The following is a 16374-nucleotide window of genomic DNA, read 5'->3' as shown; positions in this document are numbered from 1 at the left end:
GTTTTCGCTTTTAACTTGCCTATGTTTTTCTATCATAACCTGTCCTTTCTTTTCATATCATGGAATGTGAGGAGGGAATGAGTATGCATAGATTAGTTATTCAAGGGCTTATACTTTTTTTATTAATTTTTATATCGTTTAATCACCCAATGAACCCTTTTAAATCGGAAAAAATTACTACCTTTTCTAATGTTCAGCAAGTAATAAAGAAAGAAGATCCATTATATACTGAAATTCAGCAGAAGAGTACTGGCTTCAAAATCCCCCCTCAGAACGCGGTTATTGATAAAGTTTGGAAAAAAATACCTGGTCTTAATGGCAGAGAAGTCGATGTTGATAAATCATACGAAAAAATGAAAAAAGAGGGAGAATTTAATAAAAATCTACTTGTTTTCAATGAGATTTCTCCAGAGGTATCATTAAATGATTTACCACCTGCTCCAATATATCGTGGAAATGCGAATAAACGAATGGTATCTTTTTTAATTAATGTATCCTGGGGTACCGAAAAAATTCCAGGAATACTAAAAATATTAAAAGAAAATCAAGTGAAAGCAACTTTTTTTGTTGAAGGAAAATGGGCAAAAAATAATGCGAAATATGTGCAGATGATAGATGAACAAGGCCATGTTATTGGTAACCATGCATATAACCATCCAGATATGACGCGAATTTCTGAACAAGAAATACATGAGCAAATTAAAAGTACAAATGATACAATACAAGCAATAACAGGCGAAAAGCCAACATTATTCGCTCCACCTAGTGGTAGTTTTACAAACCAAGTCGTAGCAATAGCTGATGGCTACAAAATGAATACTATTCTATGGACTGTCGATACCATTGATTGGAAGAATCCATCCGTATCTGTTATGATGAATCGAGTAATGCCAAAGCTTCATCCTGGAGCAACCATTTTAATGCATCCAACTGATGCAATCGTACGTGGGTTGGATGAACTTATCGCTGGAATTAAAGAAAAAAATTATCAAATTGGTACAGTTGAAAAATTACTGTCAGAAAATCGGTTATCAAATAGGTAATATTGAGCGTAAAATAGGAGGACTAACAATTGATTGAGAAACATACATGTAAAAATGGACTAAGAATTGTCCAAGAAAAAATACCTGCCGTAAGATCAGTAACGATAGGCATATGGGTACTAACAGGTTCACGAAATGAAACAGAAAAAAACAATGGAATTTCGCACTTTCTAGAGCATATGTTTTTTAAAGGTACTGAAACGCGATCTGCGAAGGATATAGCTGAAGCGTTTGATGCTATTGGTGGTCAAGTAAATGCATTTACATCTAAAGAATATACTTGTTTTTATGCGAAAGTATTGGATAACCATAAAGATTATGCATTAGAAATACTTGCAGATATGTTTTTTAATTCATCATTTGATGAAGATGAAATGGAACGTGAAAAGAAAGTTGTGTTAGAAGAAATCAAGATGTATGAGGACACACCAGATGATATTGTACATGATTTATTATCACGCGCATCTTATGGTGAACATTCATTGGGCTATCCAATATTAGGGACGGAAAATCACTTAAAGTCATTTAAACCAGATACACTTCGATCCTATATAACGCAAAGATATACGCCTGATAATGTTGTAATTTCTGTCGCAGGTAACGTTGATCAATCATTCATCGATAATGTAGAGTCTTGCTTTGGAAAATATGAAGCAGATCATGATAAAACTCCATTGATTAAACCTGAATTCCATGCTGGTAAATTAGAGCGGAATAAAGAAACTGAACAGGCGCATTTATGTATCGGATATAACGGATTACCAGTTGGTGATGATTACACCTTTAGCTTAGTAATCATGAACAATGTTCTTGGAGGTAGTATGAGCTCACGCCTATTTCAAGATGTTCGGGAACAAAAAGGGTTAGCATATTCAGTGTTTTCTTATCATTCCTCGTTTCTTGATAATGGACTGTTAACTATTTATGCAGGTACTGGCAAAGAGCAGTTACCACTACTTCAGGAGACCATTTCAAGCACTGTAAATGAACTAATAACGAATGGTCTTACTGACAAAGAATTGAAAAATAGTAAAGAACAACTTAAGGGAAATCTCATGCTTAGTCTTGAAAGTACAAACAGCCGTATGAGCAGAAATGGTAGAAATGAATTATTATTAAAACGGCATCGCACGCTTGACGACATGATAAAAGAAATTGATGCTGTTAATCATGATTCTATTCGTAAGATTATTGATACCATTTTTAATACAAAACCATCAACGGCACTAATTGCACCAAAACAAAATAATTAGTTAGTAAATAACCTATGCAATGACATAGGTTATTTTTTTTGTCATATATTTATAATACCGATACAAAATGAGGTGAGTGTAATGCGGTATAAAGAAATAAGTGGAAAAGAAATTGTAAATGTGAGTCATGGTTCTAGGCTCGGGGTTCTTGGTGCGACGGATTTAGAAATTGACGAGAGAACTGGTCAAATCAGGTCTTTTATCATTCCTAACTACAAATGGTTTGGTTTAAAAAAAGAAGGAGCAGAAACAAAAATTCATTGGAACTCCATAAAAAAAATTGGAGAAGATATGATTATGATTGAAACGGACTAGTTTTTGCCACGTCATATTTTATTTAGTTAGGAGGCTGAGACAAAACTAAAACTATTAATTTAAATAACGAACAATGAATTGTATTAGCTCCGGAAATATACTTAGACTCCTTGAAAAAGAAAATCACTTTTTCTGCGTGCGATGCTTTTTCAGGGTAGCTTTCCTTGTCCTGCGGGAAGACAGGCATTGGTGAGACCCCACAGTGCGTCTATTAAGGAAGGCCGACTAAAAACGTCCTTTGCGGACAACGTCGGCATACCCCTTGCCGGGGCAAGGAGGCTCACCAGCCGCCCGCGGAAAGCGAGTATATTTCCGGAGCGAGTTATTTGCACTAATTATCTTATGTTCGGATTTTCTTTGATAAAAATAGTTTTGTCCTGGCCTCTTTTTTAAAAGATAAAAATCTATAAAATCTGTCCAGCGCAAGCGGACTGGACACTCGAGACATAAACAGTCTACTTCCGTGTGGTAAAAACCACCACACTGCAGCGTTCTGCTTATGCTTGTCGTGTCTTTCAAGTCGCTTGCGCTTTTTTCTTACAGCTTACTCTGACAACGTGCTAATATTCAGAAATAACCTTGACTTTTTATCTTGTTAAATGTAGAGTATTGTTTAACATTTTAATATGAAATTTTTCTTATCCAGAGAGGTGGAGGGACTGGCCCTTTGATACCTCAGCAACAGGTTTATAAAACACTGTGCTAATTCCAGAAGCGTAAAGCTTGAAGATAAGAAAGGGAAATCAGCATAATAGCCAACCCTCTTCTTACTTGAGAAGAGGGTTTTTTTATAACGTTAGAAAGATCTTATATGAAAATACATCGGAATTCGCTATAAGGTGAGGTGAATACCGAGTTTTTCTAATTTTTTCTTAGCTATTACTCACTTACCGAAGCGAAACACATAAGCTATAAAGAAATGATTTGAAAAAGGCATTTGTATAACAAGGAGTGTATAACGAATGGGTTACTCAATAGCTGTAATAGGTGGAGATGCCAGATATATTGAACTAATTCGTCAACTTCAACAAGTTGAAAATACGACTATTTATTTAATAGGTTTTGATAATCTAGATCAAGGATTTACAGGATTAAAACAAAAAGAATTCTCTGAACTAGACCCAAGTGAATTGGATATGGTAGTTTTACCTGTTACAGGAACTGATGATAACGGAGTGATTGAACCTGTTTTTTCCGATCAATCGATTCAATTAACAAAAGAGTGGGTTCAACAATTAAAAAGTACTGCAATTATATTTACAGGCATAGCAAATGACTATTTAACTTCAATAACAGATGAAACAGATCGACGTCTTGTAAAGTTATTTGATCGTGATGATATTGCAGTATATAATTCAATTCCAACTGCTGAAGGAACAATTATGATGGTAATTGAACATACTGATTTTACGATTCATTCCGCTAACTTACTAGTAGTTGGCTATGGTCGTGTCGGAAAAACGGTAGCGAATAAGTTTGCTGCTCTAGGTGCCAATGTAGCAGTATGCGCTAGAAAGTCAGAAGATTTGGCACGCATTACGGAAATGGGTTTTAAAGCCATTCCTTTTGATCAACTGTCACAAAATACAGCGGACTGCGATATTTTAATTAATACGATACCATCTCAAGTTATTACGAAAGAATCAATTCAATACTTACCATCACATGGATTGATTATTGATTTAGCATCTAAACCAGGTGGAACAGATTTTGACTATGCAGAAAAACGTGGGATTCAAGCAATACTTGCGAAAAGTTTACCTAGTATTGTTGCCCCTAAAACTGCGGGTAGAATTTTGGCTGATGTCATTAAACAGTTTATAACGAGTAAGGAGGAAACAGTATGAGTTTAGTAGGAAAACGAATTGGTTTTGGTATCACAGGATCACATTGCACGTATGATCAGGTTTTTCCACAGTTAGAGAAATTAATGAAGATTGGTGCAGAGGTCGTGCCGATTGTAACGTATACCGTGAGATCTACAGATACGAAATTTGGTGATGCAGCTGATCATATCGAAAAGATTGAATCGATTACTGGAAAAAAAGTAATTACTACAATGCCAGAGGCAGAACCTTTAGGACCAAAAGAACCGTTGGATTGTATGGTTATCGCACCATTAACGGGTAATTCGATGAGTAAACTAGCTAATGCTCTAACAGACTCCCCTGTACTGATGGCCGCTAAAGCAACTATGCGAAATAAAAAGCCAGTAGTATTGGGTATTTCGACGAATGATGCACTAGGACTTAACGGCGTTAACTTAATGCGTTTAATGGCAAGTAAATATATTTATTTTATACCGTATGGCCAAGACGATCCGTATAAGAAACCAAATTCGTTAGTTGCACATATGGATACATTAGTGGATACAGTTGAGTCAGCTTTATTATTCGAACAAATCCAACCAGTTATAGTTCCTTATCAAGAAAATAGCGGAGTATAGACTCCAAATAGAAATTAGTTGTATGACAGAGGTGGAAAAATGAAACTATTAGTTCAAAAATTTGGAGGCACTTCATTACAATCACCAGCAAGTATTTCAAAAGTCATCGAACATATAAAAGAAGCAAAAAATAATAATTTTAAGCTAGTTGTAGTTGTTTCAGCATTAGGTAGAATGCCAGACCCATATGCTACTGATACGTTATTAAGTCTCATCGATCGAAATGTACCTTATCATGAAAGTCGTGAAACTGATCTTCTTTTGTCATGCGGTGAAACAATTGCAAGTGTTGTAATAGCAAACGAACTTCGAAAAAATAAATTAAAATCGATTGCATTAACAGGTGCCCAAGCAGGAATTCTAACTACCTCAGATTTTACGCAAGCAAAAATTAAAGGAATTGATACATCTCGATTACTAGAAGAGCTGGAAAAATATGATGTAGTAGTTGTTGCAGGTTTTCAAGGCCAGACATCAATTGGAGAAATAACAACAATTGGAAGAGGTGGCAGCGATACAACCGCTGCTGCTCTCGGTGTTGCGCTTAACGCCGAAAGAGTAGAAATATTTACCGATGTAAATGGTATCATGACTGCTGACCCGAGAATTGTTAAAGCTGCTCGGCAACTTAAATCGGTGACATATACAGAAATTTGTAATTTAGCATATCAGGGTGCAAAAGTTATTCATCCCCGTGCAATTGAACTTGTAATGCAAGCAAATATACCACTCCATGTGCGATCCACTTATTCCAGAGAATCAGGCACATTTGTATCCAACAATTCTATACACGAACTTCCAGATCAACTGATTACAGGTATTGCACATATGACCTCTATGACTCAAATTAAAATAAAAGAAAGGGAAGAAATGCATCGTCTTCATTCAGAAGTATTTAAAGTTCTAGCGGATGGGGGAATTTCGGTAGATTTCATCAATATATCTCCAACAGGATTATTATTTACAATACCTGCTATTCACACGGATTTAGCTGTAAGTTGTATTGAAAATTTAGGATTTGAACCACAAGTAATAGAAGACTGCGCAAAAGTTTCTGTAGTTGGAGCCGGGATGACAGGAGTACCTGGCATTGCTTCTAAGATCGTGCACGCACTTACAGAAGAGGAAATTCAGATATTACAATCAGCTGATAGTCATACTACGATATGGGTGTTAATTCATGAAAATGATGTCTTGAAAGCAGTAAATGCTTTGCATGAAACCTTTAATCTCAGTCAATTAGTTGAACCAGATTTGATAACTGGTTTTTAAACTGCTAACAATTCGTTAGCAGTTTTTTTAATAGGACAAGCTAGAATTGTTCATACTAGTAATTAATAAGGATAATAAATTAGAGGAGTGACCGTAAATGAACAACAATCCATCGATGGATAAAGATAAGAATCAACAAGATGATGAAAACAAATCTTCTTTAGTGGAGAAAATCCAGCAGCTTGGTCAATCAAATGTGGCCCAATCACCAGATTCAAATATTCACGTGTTATCCATTATAGGGCAGGTTGAAGGCCATATACAGTTGCCTGCACAGAACAAAACAACAAAGTATGAACATTTAATTCCTCAATTAATTGCTATTGAGCAGAATCCAAAAATTGAAGGAGTAATTATTTTACTTAATACAGTTGGTGGAGATGTAGAGGCAGGACTAGCTTTGTCTGAGTTAATAGCTTCCATATCAAAACCCACCGTGTCCATCGTATTAGGCGGCGGACATTCAATAGGTGTACCAATAGCAGTTTCAACAACACATTCATATATTGTCCCTACTGCTACAATGACGATTCATCCAATTCGCTTGACTGGAATGGTCATCGGTGTTCCACAGACATTTGAATATTTAGATAAAATGCAAGATAGGGTGATTAATTTTGTCATTAACCATTCAAAAATAAAAGAAGAAAAATTTAAAGAGCTTATGTTTGCCCAAGGGAATCTAACTCGGGATATCGGAACAAACGTTGTTGGAAATGATGCTGTCAAATATGGTTTAATAGATGATGTAGGTGGCGTTAGGGAAGCGATGCAAAAAGTAAATGAATTAATTGCCTTAACGAAACCGGAAAAACCTGACGAAGGCGAGGATCAAACATGATACATTACACACCTTTAGCTGAATCTGATATTTTCCCAGACAACAATGCGGATTCCAATCGGTTATTAATTAATCACCAAAACAAGTCTGTTTATGTGGAAAGAAATGAAGATGGTAATTACCGAGTAGTTCAGTTGTTATCAACAAATCCGAATGATTTTATGGATCCTCAATATCAACCAGGATCTATTCTTTCCTCTCGTTAATTCAGTTTTTGTTAAGCGTTTATTGTTAGTAACGGCGATTTTAAGAATCATATAACTTTCGTCCCACTTGAAAAGTTAGAGCGGGGATTGAATTTTGATCAGTAGCGGACACAGAAGCCCTTATTTTTACTTTTCGGGCATGTTTTATGGGTTAAGTGGATTCAGGATACCTTATTTAGGTAAAAACAGGTTGAGATCAGGCTTTTTTTACTTAATAAGGTATCCTGAGTCCGCTATTTTAATTTCGCTACTTTCTTAGTATCCGTAGACTGCGAACTAAGTAGGGGGGCTAGCGACTGCTTGGCATTGGACTGAGGATGCCTTATTTACCTTTTTTACCTTTATTTTGAGGAATAACGGACACACGATTCCTTATTCAGCTAAAAAACATGATTTTCAACTGTTTTTACCCAAATAAGGAATCCTGAGTCCGATAACAACCGCATTTATCCTTATTTTTCACAAATAAGGGATCGTGTGTCCGCTAGCTGACATCCTGCAGGAATCTATCCAGTACGCTCGAAAATGTTACTTTACTAACCTTGCCTGCAGCAGAAATTAACGTTGCTGTTACCATAAACTTAAATTTTCACTAGTTCGCATTTCACTTCCACTTTGGCATTTTACAACTTACACAACAATCCTTACGAAAAATAGCCTTATTTATAAGAGATTACAATGTAAATCTATGCTATAATAGCCTTAGATACATGGATATCAAAGTTAGCACCCTTGTCAAGATTCTGGCAAGGGTTTCATATTCCATAACAATGGTATTTGAGGTGAAAGTAGTGGCTAAAAAAAGAAAAAAAAGAAAAAGCCAATTGAAAAAACAAGTTAAATTCGAATTACTTGGCCTGCTATTTATATTTATTGCTATTTTTGGTAGCGGTGCTGGAATGATAAGTGACGGAGCAGTTCCTAGTATTTTAGAAAATATATTTCAGTTCTTTTTTGGGATTTGGTATTTTATAGCATCTTTGTTGCTATTAATTACAGGTATAATTTTAATCATAAAACGAAGATATCCTGATTTCTCTCATAAAAAAATGATTGGATTTTATATTATATTTTCGGGAATTCTGTTGTTAACACATATTCAGACCTTTGAGATGCTTCTTTTACGAACAGAAGAAACGTCTATTATTAAGGCGACTTGGAGTAGATTTTTTACATATGTAAATGGTCCAGGTGAATTGATTCAAGCTGGTGGTGGAATGATTGGAGCTATTTTATTCTCATTTTGCTATTATTTATTTTCTTCTATTGGAGCTAAAATTGTAGCTATTTTTTCTATCTTAACAGGAATTATATTCATGACTGAATTCTCAATGGGAGATTTTACAAAGAAACTTGGCGGAAAAGTAAGGTCAATTAAAGAAAAGTCTAAAACACGAGCAAAAGAAAAAAGGGATGCTAAAAAAGAGGAAAAAGCTAATGAACAAATTAACGAAGAAGAACCTGATGAGCTGATAGAAGAACCGGTAATTCAAGACTTTACCGATGTAGCGTACTCTTTTGATCCAAAAACAGAGTCAAAACAAACCGTACAGCCAGAATCAAAAGAACCTGAGCAAGGTGAAAACGTACAAGAAACAGATGTAGATCTTACAGGTTCCATGCCAATGACTGAGCCTGAGAATTACGAATATGAATTACCAGCTATTGATTTACTTACCGAACCAACACATAACTCACAACAACATGAAAAATCACATATCCAGGCAACTGTGAGAAAGTTAGAACGAACATTCAATAGTTTTGGAGTGAAGGCAAGAGTAACAAAAGTACATGTTGGACCAGCTGTTACTAAATATGAGGTTTATCCTGAGGCAGGGGTTAAGGTTAGTAAAATTGTGGGTCTTCATGATGATCTAGCCTTAGCTTTAGCGGCAAAGGATATCCGAATTGAGGCGCCTATTCCAGGAAAGTCTGCGGTAGGAATTGAAGTACCGAATACAGAAGTTGCGATGGTTTCATTACGTGAAGTAGTTGATAGTACACTAACCAAAAAATCTTCTAAGCTTTTATTCGGATTAGGACGAGATATATCCGGTGATGCAGTTGTTGCCGAACTAAATAAAATGCCACACTTATTAATTGCAGGCGCAACTGGAAGCGGGAAAAGTGTATGTGTAAATGGAATTATTACAACCATTCTTATGCGTGCAAAACCACATGAAGTAAAAATGATGATGATTGACCCTAAAAAGGTTGAATTAAACGTATACAACGGGATTCCACATTTACTTGCTCCTGTTGTGACCGATCCTAAGAAAGCTTCCAGAGCCTTAAAAAAGGTAGTTGCCGAAATGGAAAGACGGTATGAACTATTTTCTGATACTGGAACCAGAAATATTGAAGGTTACAATGAATATATTCGCAAATACAACAACACAATTGAGGAGGAAGATAAGCAACCCAACTTACCTTATATTGTTGTATTAGTGGATGAATTAGCTGATTTAATGATGGTTGCTTCAAATGATGTTGAAGATGCAATTACTAGACTTGCTCAAATGGCACGAGCTGCTGGAATTCACTTAATTATTGCGACACAGCGCCCTTCAGTTGATGTAATTACGGGTGTAATTAAAGCAAATATTCCATCACGAATAGCTTTTAGTGTTTCTTCACAAACGGATTCTAGAACTATTTTAGACTCTGGTGGCGCGGAAAAATTACTTGGGCGAGGTGACATGTTATTTATGCCTGTAGGTTCTTCCAAACCAACCAGGGTTCAAGGAGCATTTTTATCAGATGAAGAAGTAGAACGAGTTGTCGATCATTGTATTGAACAACAAAAAGCCTCTTATCAAGAGGAAATGATTCCAGAAGAAACAAGTGAGGTTCAATCTGATGTTGATGATGAACTATTTGATGATGCAGTTGCGTTAATTATAGAAATGCAAAGTGCTAGTGTTTCGATGTTACAAAGAAGGTTTCGAATTGGCTATACAAGAGCAGCACGATTAATCGATGCTATGGAAGATAGGGGAATTGTCGGACCTTATGAAGGAAGTAAACCAAGGACAGTTTTAATTTCTCAATCGTCAGAAGAGAGATCATCATAAAACCAAATGACAAGGCAGTTATAGTTTATATAGACTATAACTGCCTCTTTTTGAGATTATATGTTGATGTATAAAAATAATATATTCTCTTGGATAACGTTCGGGAAAACTTGGTGAAAAAATATAGATCGAAGAAAAATAGATTGAAAATGAAAAAAAGTGATAAATTTTTTAAGAAATTTGACCTATAGTGTTTATTTATGGAGGGAAAAGTGTTATATTTATTTCGGACAAAAGAGTCATACGTCAGATGTCAGATCTCTTTATCCTAGCATGTGTGTAACCTAGGAGGTCAAAATGTCGATTAAAACTGATTCGCGCCATTTATATCTACAAGTGATTGAAGAAATAAAACGTGATATCCAAACAGAAAAGTATAAAGAAAAAGAGAAATTGCCTTCAGAATTCCAATTGTCAAAACAACTAGGCGTTTCACGAGCTACATTAAGGGAAGCTTTACGCATTTTAGAAGAAGAAAATGTAGTAACAAGAAAACATGGTGTAGGAACATTCGTAAATCCAAAACCAATATTTTCATCTGGCATTGAGCAACTTAATAGTGTGACCTCGATGATTGTCAATTCTGGTAGAACACCTGGCTCTCAATACCTTTCCACTGAGCTCTTAGAACCAATGGAAGAAGATATGCAAAGGTTCTTACCCACCAAATTACATACAATTGCACAAATTGAACGAGTACGAACAGCGGACGATCAACCTGTAGTTTTTTGTATTGATAAGGTGCCAGAGGGAATAATACCATTAGACCGCGTTCACAGAGAAGATTCCTTATTTAAATTAATTGAGGAATATTCAAATAAACGAATTTCGTATGCGGTTACATACATCGAACCAATAGGTTACCATGATCGTATATACGAAATACTTAATTGTGAACCTGAACAATCTCTGCTATTACTAAAACAAATGCACTACACAACAGAAGATGAACCTGTACTCTATTCAGCAAACTATTTCCGGTCAGACGTATTTAGCTTTCATGTTTTACGGAAACGTATGTAAGGGTTTTCAGTTTACTTTAGGGAGGTGGTTGTTAACAACAACTGGACAGGCTTAAGATTGAAATAGTCATAATTTACTACTAAAAATGGGGGTATTAAGATTGAAAAATCGTAAATTTTTATTGTTAGCTGCTATGCTTTTTAGCCTAGGATTAATTTTGGCTGCATGTGGCGGTGGTTCTGAAGAAGGTTCAAAAGACTCAGGCAATAAATCTGATGGTGAAAAATCAGCTGAGAATGGTGATTTTAAAGCAGGAATGGTAACGGATGTTGGTGGAGTAGATGATAAATCATTTAACCAATCAGCATGGGAAGGTTTAACAGCATGGGGCGAAGAGCATGGTTTTAAAAAAGGTGAGCAGTATGATTATATCCAGTCAAACGAAGATGCTGACTACCTACCAAATATCACACGTCTAGTTCGTCAAGACTATGACTTAATTTATGGTATCGGTTATAAATTAGCTGACGCAATTAAAAAATCTGCTAAACAATATCCTGATACTAAATTCGGTATTGTTGACTCTGTAGTAGAAGCACCAAACGTTGCGAGCATTACTTTTAAAGAGCATCAAGGCTCATTCTTAGTTGGTGTAGCTGCAGCGATGAAAACAAAGTCAAACAAAATTGGTTTCGTAGGTGGAACAGACTCTGAGTTAATTAACAAATTCGAATCTGGTTATATTGCTGGAGCAAAATCAGTAAATCCAGACATCGTAGTTGAAGTACAATATGCAGGTGCATTTGATGCTCCAGATGATGGTAAGCTAATTGCAGCTAGTATGTACAATGATGGTATTGACGTTATCTACCATGCGTCTGGTGCTACTGGAAACGGTGTATTTGCACAGGCGAAAGATATTAAGAAAAATAACCCAGAAAAAGATATTTGGGTAATCGGTGTTGACCGTGACCAGTATGACGAAGGACAAATTGGGGATCACAACGTTACCCTTACTTCAATGGTTAAACGTGTTGACATTGCAGTACAAGACGTTGCTAACAAAGCAATGAACGGTGAGTTCCCAGGTGGAGAAGTTCTTGCTTATGGTTTAGAAGATGATGGTGTTTCTGTTGCAAGAACAAACGAAGAAGCATTAACGGAAGAAATCATAAAAGAAATCGAAGCTTGGAAAGAAAAAATCGTAAATGGTGAAGTTGAAGTTCCACAAACACGTGAAGAAACAGAAGCGTATGTAGAATCCTTATAAGTGGTAAAAAAGGCTGGATATTCCAGCCTTTTATCACTATTACGTTTGAAAATCATCAAATGAAGAGGTAAGATTCCGGCCCTTTTCATTTGGTGATCTTTCAAGAATTTGTTAAATAGAATTGTTTTTATTAGGGGAGTGAATAACTTGGATTATGTAGTAGAAATGCTAAATATACGAAAAGAGTTTCCAGGCATTGTTGCCAACGATGATATTACAGTCCAATTGAAAAAGGGTGAAATACATGCATTGCTAGGAGAAAATGGTGCAGGTAAATCAACCTTAATGAACGTATTATTTGGATTATATCAGCCGGAAAAAGGTGAAATACGTTATAACGGTGAGAAAGTAAACATAACTGATCCAAACGTTGCTACTAAACTTGGGATCGGTATGGTTCATCAGCATTTTATGTTAGTAGATACCTACACTGTTACCGAAAATATCATTCTAGGAAGTGAACCAACCAAAAGTGGAAAGATAGACCTAAAGAAAGCGGAAAAAGAGGTTCAAGAGCTATCTGATCGTTATGGTCTGAAAGTAGATCCTAAAGCTAAGATTCGAGATATTTCTGTTGGTATGCAACAGCGTGTTGAAATATTAAAGACATTATACCGTGGGGCAAATGTTTTAATTTTTGACGAACCAACTGCCGTTCTGACACCATTAGAGATTACGGAATTAATTGAAATTATGCATTCATTAATAAGAGAAGGTAAATCTATTATTCTAATTACGCATAAATTGAAAGAAATTATGCAAGTTTGTGATCGCTGTACTGTTATCCGTAAAGGTAAAGGAATTGGAACAGTTAACGTTAGTGAAACAAATGTTACGGAACTTGCTTCCCTGATGGTTGGTCGCGATGTCAATTTTAAAACAGAAAAGAAGCCTGCTGAGCCATCAAATGTAGTATTGGAAATTACCAATTTAAATGTGAAGGATTCCAGAAAAGTAAATATTGTAAAAGATTTGAATTTGGAAGTACGAGCTGGTGAAATTGTTGGGATTGCTGGAGTAGATGGGAATGGTCAGTCAGAATTAATAGAAGCAATAACAGGACTCACGAAGTCTCAGTCAGGTACCATTAAAGTAAGCGGTAAAGATATTACAAACTTTAAGCCTCGGAAAGTGACCGAAAGCGGTGTAGGACATATTCCGCAGGATCGTCATAAATATGGGTTAGTATTAGATTTTCCTGTAGCCGAAAATATCGTATTACAGACGTATTATAAAAAACCATATTCTAAAAATAAGATTCTCAGTTTCAATGACGTTTATAAGAAAGCGCAAGAGCTTGTAGACGAATATGATGTTCGTACGCCTAGTGTGCATACAAAAGCTCGAGCACTTTCCGGTGGAAATCAACAAAAAGCAATCATTAGCCGAGAAATTGATCGATCTCCTGATTTACTAATTGCTGCTCAACCTACTCGTGGGCTAGACGTTGGGGCTATTGAATTTATTCATCGTAAACTTGTAGAAGAACGGGATAAAGGAAAAGCAATACTTTTAGTATCCTTCGAACTCGATGAGGTTATGGATGTAAGTGATCGAATCGCAGTAATGTTTGATGGAAAAATTGTTGCCAATGTTAAGCCAGAGGATACAAATGAACAGGAATTAGGTTTACTTATGGCTGGAAGCACGAAAGCGGAGGCAGGTGAAAAGAATGACATCTAATCGACTATTTAATATTTTGGTACCAGTAATATCAGTAATTTTAGGATTAATTTCAGGTGCTATTCTTATGCTCGTTTTCGGTTATAATCCTATCGATGGATATGTTGCTTTATGGAACGGAGCATTTGGAGATTTATACTTTTTAGGTGAAACAGTTAGACAAATTACACCATATATTTTAACTGGTCTTGCAGTTGCATTTGCTTTTCGAACTGGGCTATTTAATATTGGTGCAGAAGGACAAGTAATCGTTGGTTGGCTAGCTGCCATTTGGGTTGGTCTTGCTGTAGACGCTCCAATGATTATTCATTTACCACTTGCCATATTGGCTGCAGCAGTTGCAGGGGGATTATGGGGATTCATTCCTGGTATATTAAAGGCGAAGCTTGGAGTTCACGAAGTAATCGTCACTATTATGTTAAATTACACTGCACTATATATGACAAATGCAATCATTCGAAATGTATTGACAGATTCAAAGGATTCAACTGAAACGATTCCAGCAAGTGCTTCAATGGCTTCTGAATGGTTACAACAGATAACATTCTATTCCCGTATGCACTATGGAATTTTGCTAGCCTTATTCGCAGCATTAGTTATGTGGTTTATTATTGAAAAAATGACTACAGGATATGAATTACGGTCTGTTGGATTTAACCAACATGCATCTAAGTATGCCGGAATGAACGTAAAGAAAAATATTGTTTTATCAATGGTCATCTCAGGTGCTTTTGCTGGACTTGCAGGAGCAACTGAAGGATTAGGTACTTTTGGTTATATGTCCGTTCAATCTGGATTTACCAATTTAGGATTTGATGGTATCGCTGTTGCACTCTTGGGAGCTAATACAGCAATTGGTGTCATAATTGCTGCTTGTTTATTTGGTGTTTTGAAAGTTGGAGCATTAAATATGCCACTTGCAGCAGATGTTCCATCAGAGCTTGTAGACATTATTATTGCTATAATTATTTTCTTTGTCGCATCAAGCTATATTATTAGATGGGCTATTCTTCGCTTCAAAAAGGAGGGTAAATAATGAATATTGTAGATCTATTACAATCGATAATTCCGCCAGCACTATTCTTTTCTGCCCCTCTTATTTTCACTGCACTTGGTGGTGTATTTAGTGAGCGTTCTGGAGTAGTTAATATTGGGCTTGAAGGTTTAATGGTTATGGGTGCATTTGTAGGTGTTGTATTTAACCTTACTTTTGCCGACGCACTGGGTGCTTGGACTCCATGGGTTTCCATTCTAGTAGCAATGATTGTCTCTGCTATTTTCTCGATAATCCATGCAGTTGCTTCGGTTACATTCCGGGCCGACCAGGTTGTAAGTGGGGTAGCTATTAACTTTCTTGCGTTAGGGTTAGGTGTATTCTTAACTAAGCAATGGTACGATAAAGGTCAAACAGACATGGTTAGTAAACCATTCTATACAACTGATATTCCTGTATTAAGTGAAATTCCAGTTATTGGACCAATACTATTTCAAGGTATTTATTTAACTTCATATTTAGCAATCGTATTAGCGTTTGTTGCTTGGTACGTATTGTATAAAACGCCATTTGGTTTGCGATTACGTGCTGTAGGTGAACATCCAATGGCAGCTGATACAAACGGTATTGGCGTTTACAAAATGCGTTATGTTGCTGTAATATTGTCTGGTGCAATGGGGGGACTTGGAGGTTCCGTATTTGCATTAACAATTGCACTAAACTTTTCACACGCAACTATTGTCGGTCAAGGATTTATGTCGTTAGCAGCAGTAATCTTTGGTAAATGGCATCCATTAGGTGCAATGGGTGCAGCATTATTCTTTGGTTTCGCGCAAAGCTTAAGTGTAATTAGTGCGGGTATTCCGCTACTAGAAGATGTACCACAAGTATTCTTGCTAGTTGCACCATATGTGCTAACAATCCTTGCCTTAGCTGGATTTATTGGGCGTGCCGAAGCACCAAAAGCGAATGGCATACCTTATATTAAAGGGAATAGATAACTATTTTAACTGA

Annotated in this window: 14 protein-coding genes and 1 riboswitch; all 14 genes read left to right on the top strand. The window is 36.2% G+C overall.

The features are described from left to right. Positions 1-83: 83 nt before the first annotated feature. The 14 genes from ACY9Z2_RS05295 to ACY9Z2_RS05230 all read left to right on the top strand — a co-directional run bounded on the left by ACY9Z2_RS05295 (position 84) and on the right by ACY9Z2_RS05230 (position 16361). Positions 84-1043, top strand: a complete 960-nt coding sequence (locus tag ACY9Z2_RS05295) for a polysaccharide deacetylase family protein (protein WP_463608573.1) — start codon at positions 84-86, stop codon at positions 1041-1043. A gap of 29 nt (positions 1044-1072) precedes the next feature. Beyond that, positions 1073-2296, top strand: a complete 1224-nt coding sequence (locus ACY9Z2_RS05290; RefSeq protein ID WP_463608572.1) for a M16 family metallopeptidase — start codon at positions 1073-1075, stop codon at positions 2294-2296. Between the two features lie 81 nt (positions 2297-2377). Further along, positions 2378-2611, top strand: a complete 234-nt coding sequence (locus tag ACY9Z2_RS05285) for a YlmC/YmxH family sporulation protein (RefSeq protein WP_463608571.1) — start codon at positions 2378-2380, stop codon at positions 2609-2611. Between the two features lie 635 nt (positions 2612-3246). Continuing rightward, positions 3247-3347, top strand: a riboswitch (SAM riboswitch). 226 nt (positions 3348-3573) lie between these two features. After that, the gene (dpaA, locus tag ACY9Z2_RS05280) at positions 3574-4458 is read left to right on the top strand and encodes a dipicolinic acid synthetase subunit A (protein ID WP_463608570.1); all 885 of its coding nucleotides are present in this window, start codon (positions 3574-3576) and stop codon (positions 4456-4458) included. Further along, a complete protein-coding gene (dpaB, locus tag ACY9Z2_RS05275) occupies positions 4455-5057 on the top strand; it encodes a dipicolinate synthase subunit B (protein ID WP_463608569.1) in 603 nt (200 codons plus the stop codon). Before dpaA ends, dpaB begins: the two co-directional genes overlap by 4 nt. 39 nt (positions 5058-5096) lie before the next feature. After that, positions 5097-6329 carry an aspartate kinase gene (gene dapG, locus ACY9Z2_RS05270; RefSeq protein ID WP_463608568.1) on the top strand — a complete coding sequence of 411 codons (1233 nt, stop codon included), beginning with the start codon at positions 5097-5099 and terminating at the stop codon, positions 6327-6329. A gap of 97 nt (positions 6330-6426) precedes the next feature. Then, entirely contained in the window at positions 6427-7170 is a 744-nt protein-coding gene (locus tag ACY9Z2_RS05265) for a ClpP family protease (protein WP_463608567.1), read from the top strand. Then, positions 7167-7376, top strand: coding sequence for a YlzJ-like family protein (locus tag ACY9Z2_RS05260; RefSeq protein ID WP_463608566.1), 210 nt, complete (start codon positions 7167-7169; stop codon positions 7374-7376). The genes ACY9Z2_RS05265 and ACY9Z2_RS05260 overlap by 4 nt, the downstream gene beginning before the upstream one ends. 770 nt (positions 7377-8146) lie before the next feature. Beyond that, complete coding sequence (locus tag ACY9Z2_RS05255; RefSeq protein ID WP_463608565.1) at positions 8147-10450, top strand: DNA translocase FtsK; 2304 nt, start codon at positions 8147-8149, stop codon at positions 10448-10450. Between the two features lie 297 nt (positions 10451-10747). Continuing rightward, on the top strand, positions 10748-11473 hold the full coding sequence (locus ACY9Z2_RS05250) for a GntR family transcriptional regulator (RefSeq protein WP_463608564.1): 726 nt from the start codon (positions 10748-10750) through the stop codon (positions 11471-11473). Between the two features lie 100 nt (positions 11474-11573). Further along, complete coding sequence (locus ACY9Z2_RS05245) at positions 11574-12683, top strand: BMP family lipoprotein (protein WP_463608563.1); 1110 nt, start codon at positions 11574-11576, stop codon at positions 12681-12683. Between the two features lie 147 nt (positions 12684-12830). Beyond that, the gene (locus ACY9Z2_RS05240; RefSeq protein ID WP_463608562.1) at positions 12831-14366 is read left to right on the top strand and encodes an ABC transporter ATP-binding protein; all 1536 of its coding nucleotides are present in this window, start codon (positions 12831-12833) and stop codon (positions 14364-14366) included. Beyond that, positions 14356-15402: an ABC transporter permease gene (locus ACY9Z2_RS05235; RefSeq protein ID WP_463608561.1), complete on the top strand. Its 1047-nt coding sequence runs from the start codon at positions 14356-14358 to the stop codon at positions 15400-15402. Before ACY9Z2_RS05240 ends, ACY9Z2_RS05235 begins: the two co-directional genes overlap by 11 nt. After that, positions 15402-16361, top strand: coding sequence for an ABC transporter permease (locus ACY9Z2_RS05230; protein WP_463608560.1), 960 nt, complete (start codon positions 15402-15404; stop codon positions 16359-16361). Before ACY9Z2_RS05235 ends, ACY9Z2_RS05230 begins: the two co-directional genes overlap by 1 nt. The last annotated feature ends 13 nt before the right edge of the window (positions 16362-16374 follow it).

It is taken from the genome of Virgibacillus sp. GM2-2 (genome assembly GCF_055329585.1).
Note: the sequence above shows the minus strand (reverse complement) of the source record. Positions and strands in the feature narration are given on the sequence as shown.

Excerpts from the sequence above, each read along its gene's own strand:
- ACY9Z2_RS05295 (WP_463608573.1), top strand. The coding sequence starts at position 84 with ATGCATAGATTAGTTATTCAAGGGCTTATACTTTTTTTATTAATTTTT.
- ACY9Z2_RS05285 (WP_463608571.1), top strand. The coding sequence starts at position 2,378 with ATGCGGTATAAAGAAATAAGTGGAAAAGAAATTGTAAATGTGAGTCAT.
- dpaA (WP_463608570.1), top strand. The coding sequence starts at position 3,574 with ATGGGTTACTCAATAGCTGTAATAGGTGGAGATGCCAGATATATTGAA.
- dpaB (WP_463608569.1), top strand. The coding sequence starts at position 4,455 with ATGAGTTTAGTAGGAAAACGAATTGGTTTTGGTATCACAGGATCACAT.
- dapG (WP_463608568.1), top strand. The coding sequence starts at position 5,097 with ATGAAACTATTAGTTCAAAAATTTGGAGGCACTTCATTACAATCACCA.
- ACY9Z2_RS05265 (WP_463608567.1), top strand. The coding sequence starts at position 6,427 with ATGAACAACAATCCATCGATGGATAAAGATAAGAATCAACAAGATGAT.
- ACY9Z2_RS05260 (WP_463608566.1), top strand. The coding sequence starts at position 7,167 with ATGATACATTACACACCTTTAGCTGAATCTGATATTTTCCCAGACAAC.
- ACY9Z2_RS05255 (WP_463608565.1), top strand. The coding sequence starts at position 8,147 with ATGGTATTTGAGGTGAAAGTAGTGGCTAAAAAAAGAAAAAAAAGAAAA.
- ACY9Z2_RS05250 (WP_463608564.1), top strand. The coding sequence starts at position 10,748 with ATGTCGATTAAAACTGATTCGCGCCATTTATATCTACAAGTGATTGAA.
- ACY9Z2_RS05235 (WP_463608561.1), top strand. The coding sequence starts at position 14,356 with ATGACATCTAATCGACTATTTAATATTTTGGTACCAGTAATATCAGTA.
- ACY9Z2_RS05230 (WP_463608560.1), top strand. The coding sequence starts at position 15,402 with ATGAATATTGTAGATCTATTACAATCGATAATTCCGCCAGCACTATTC.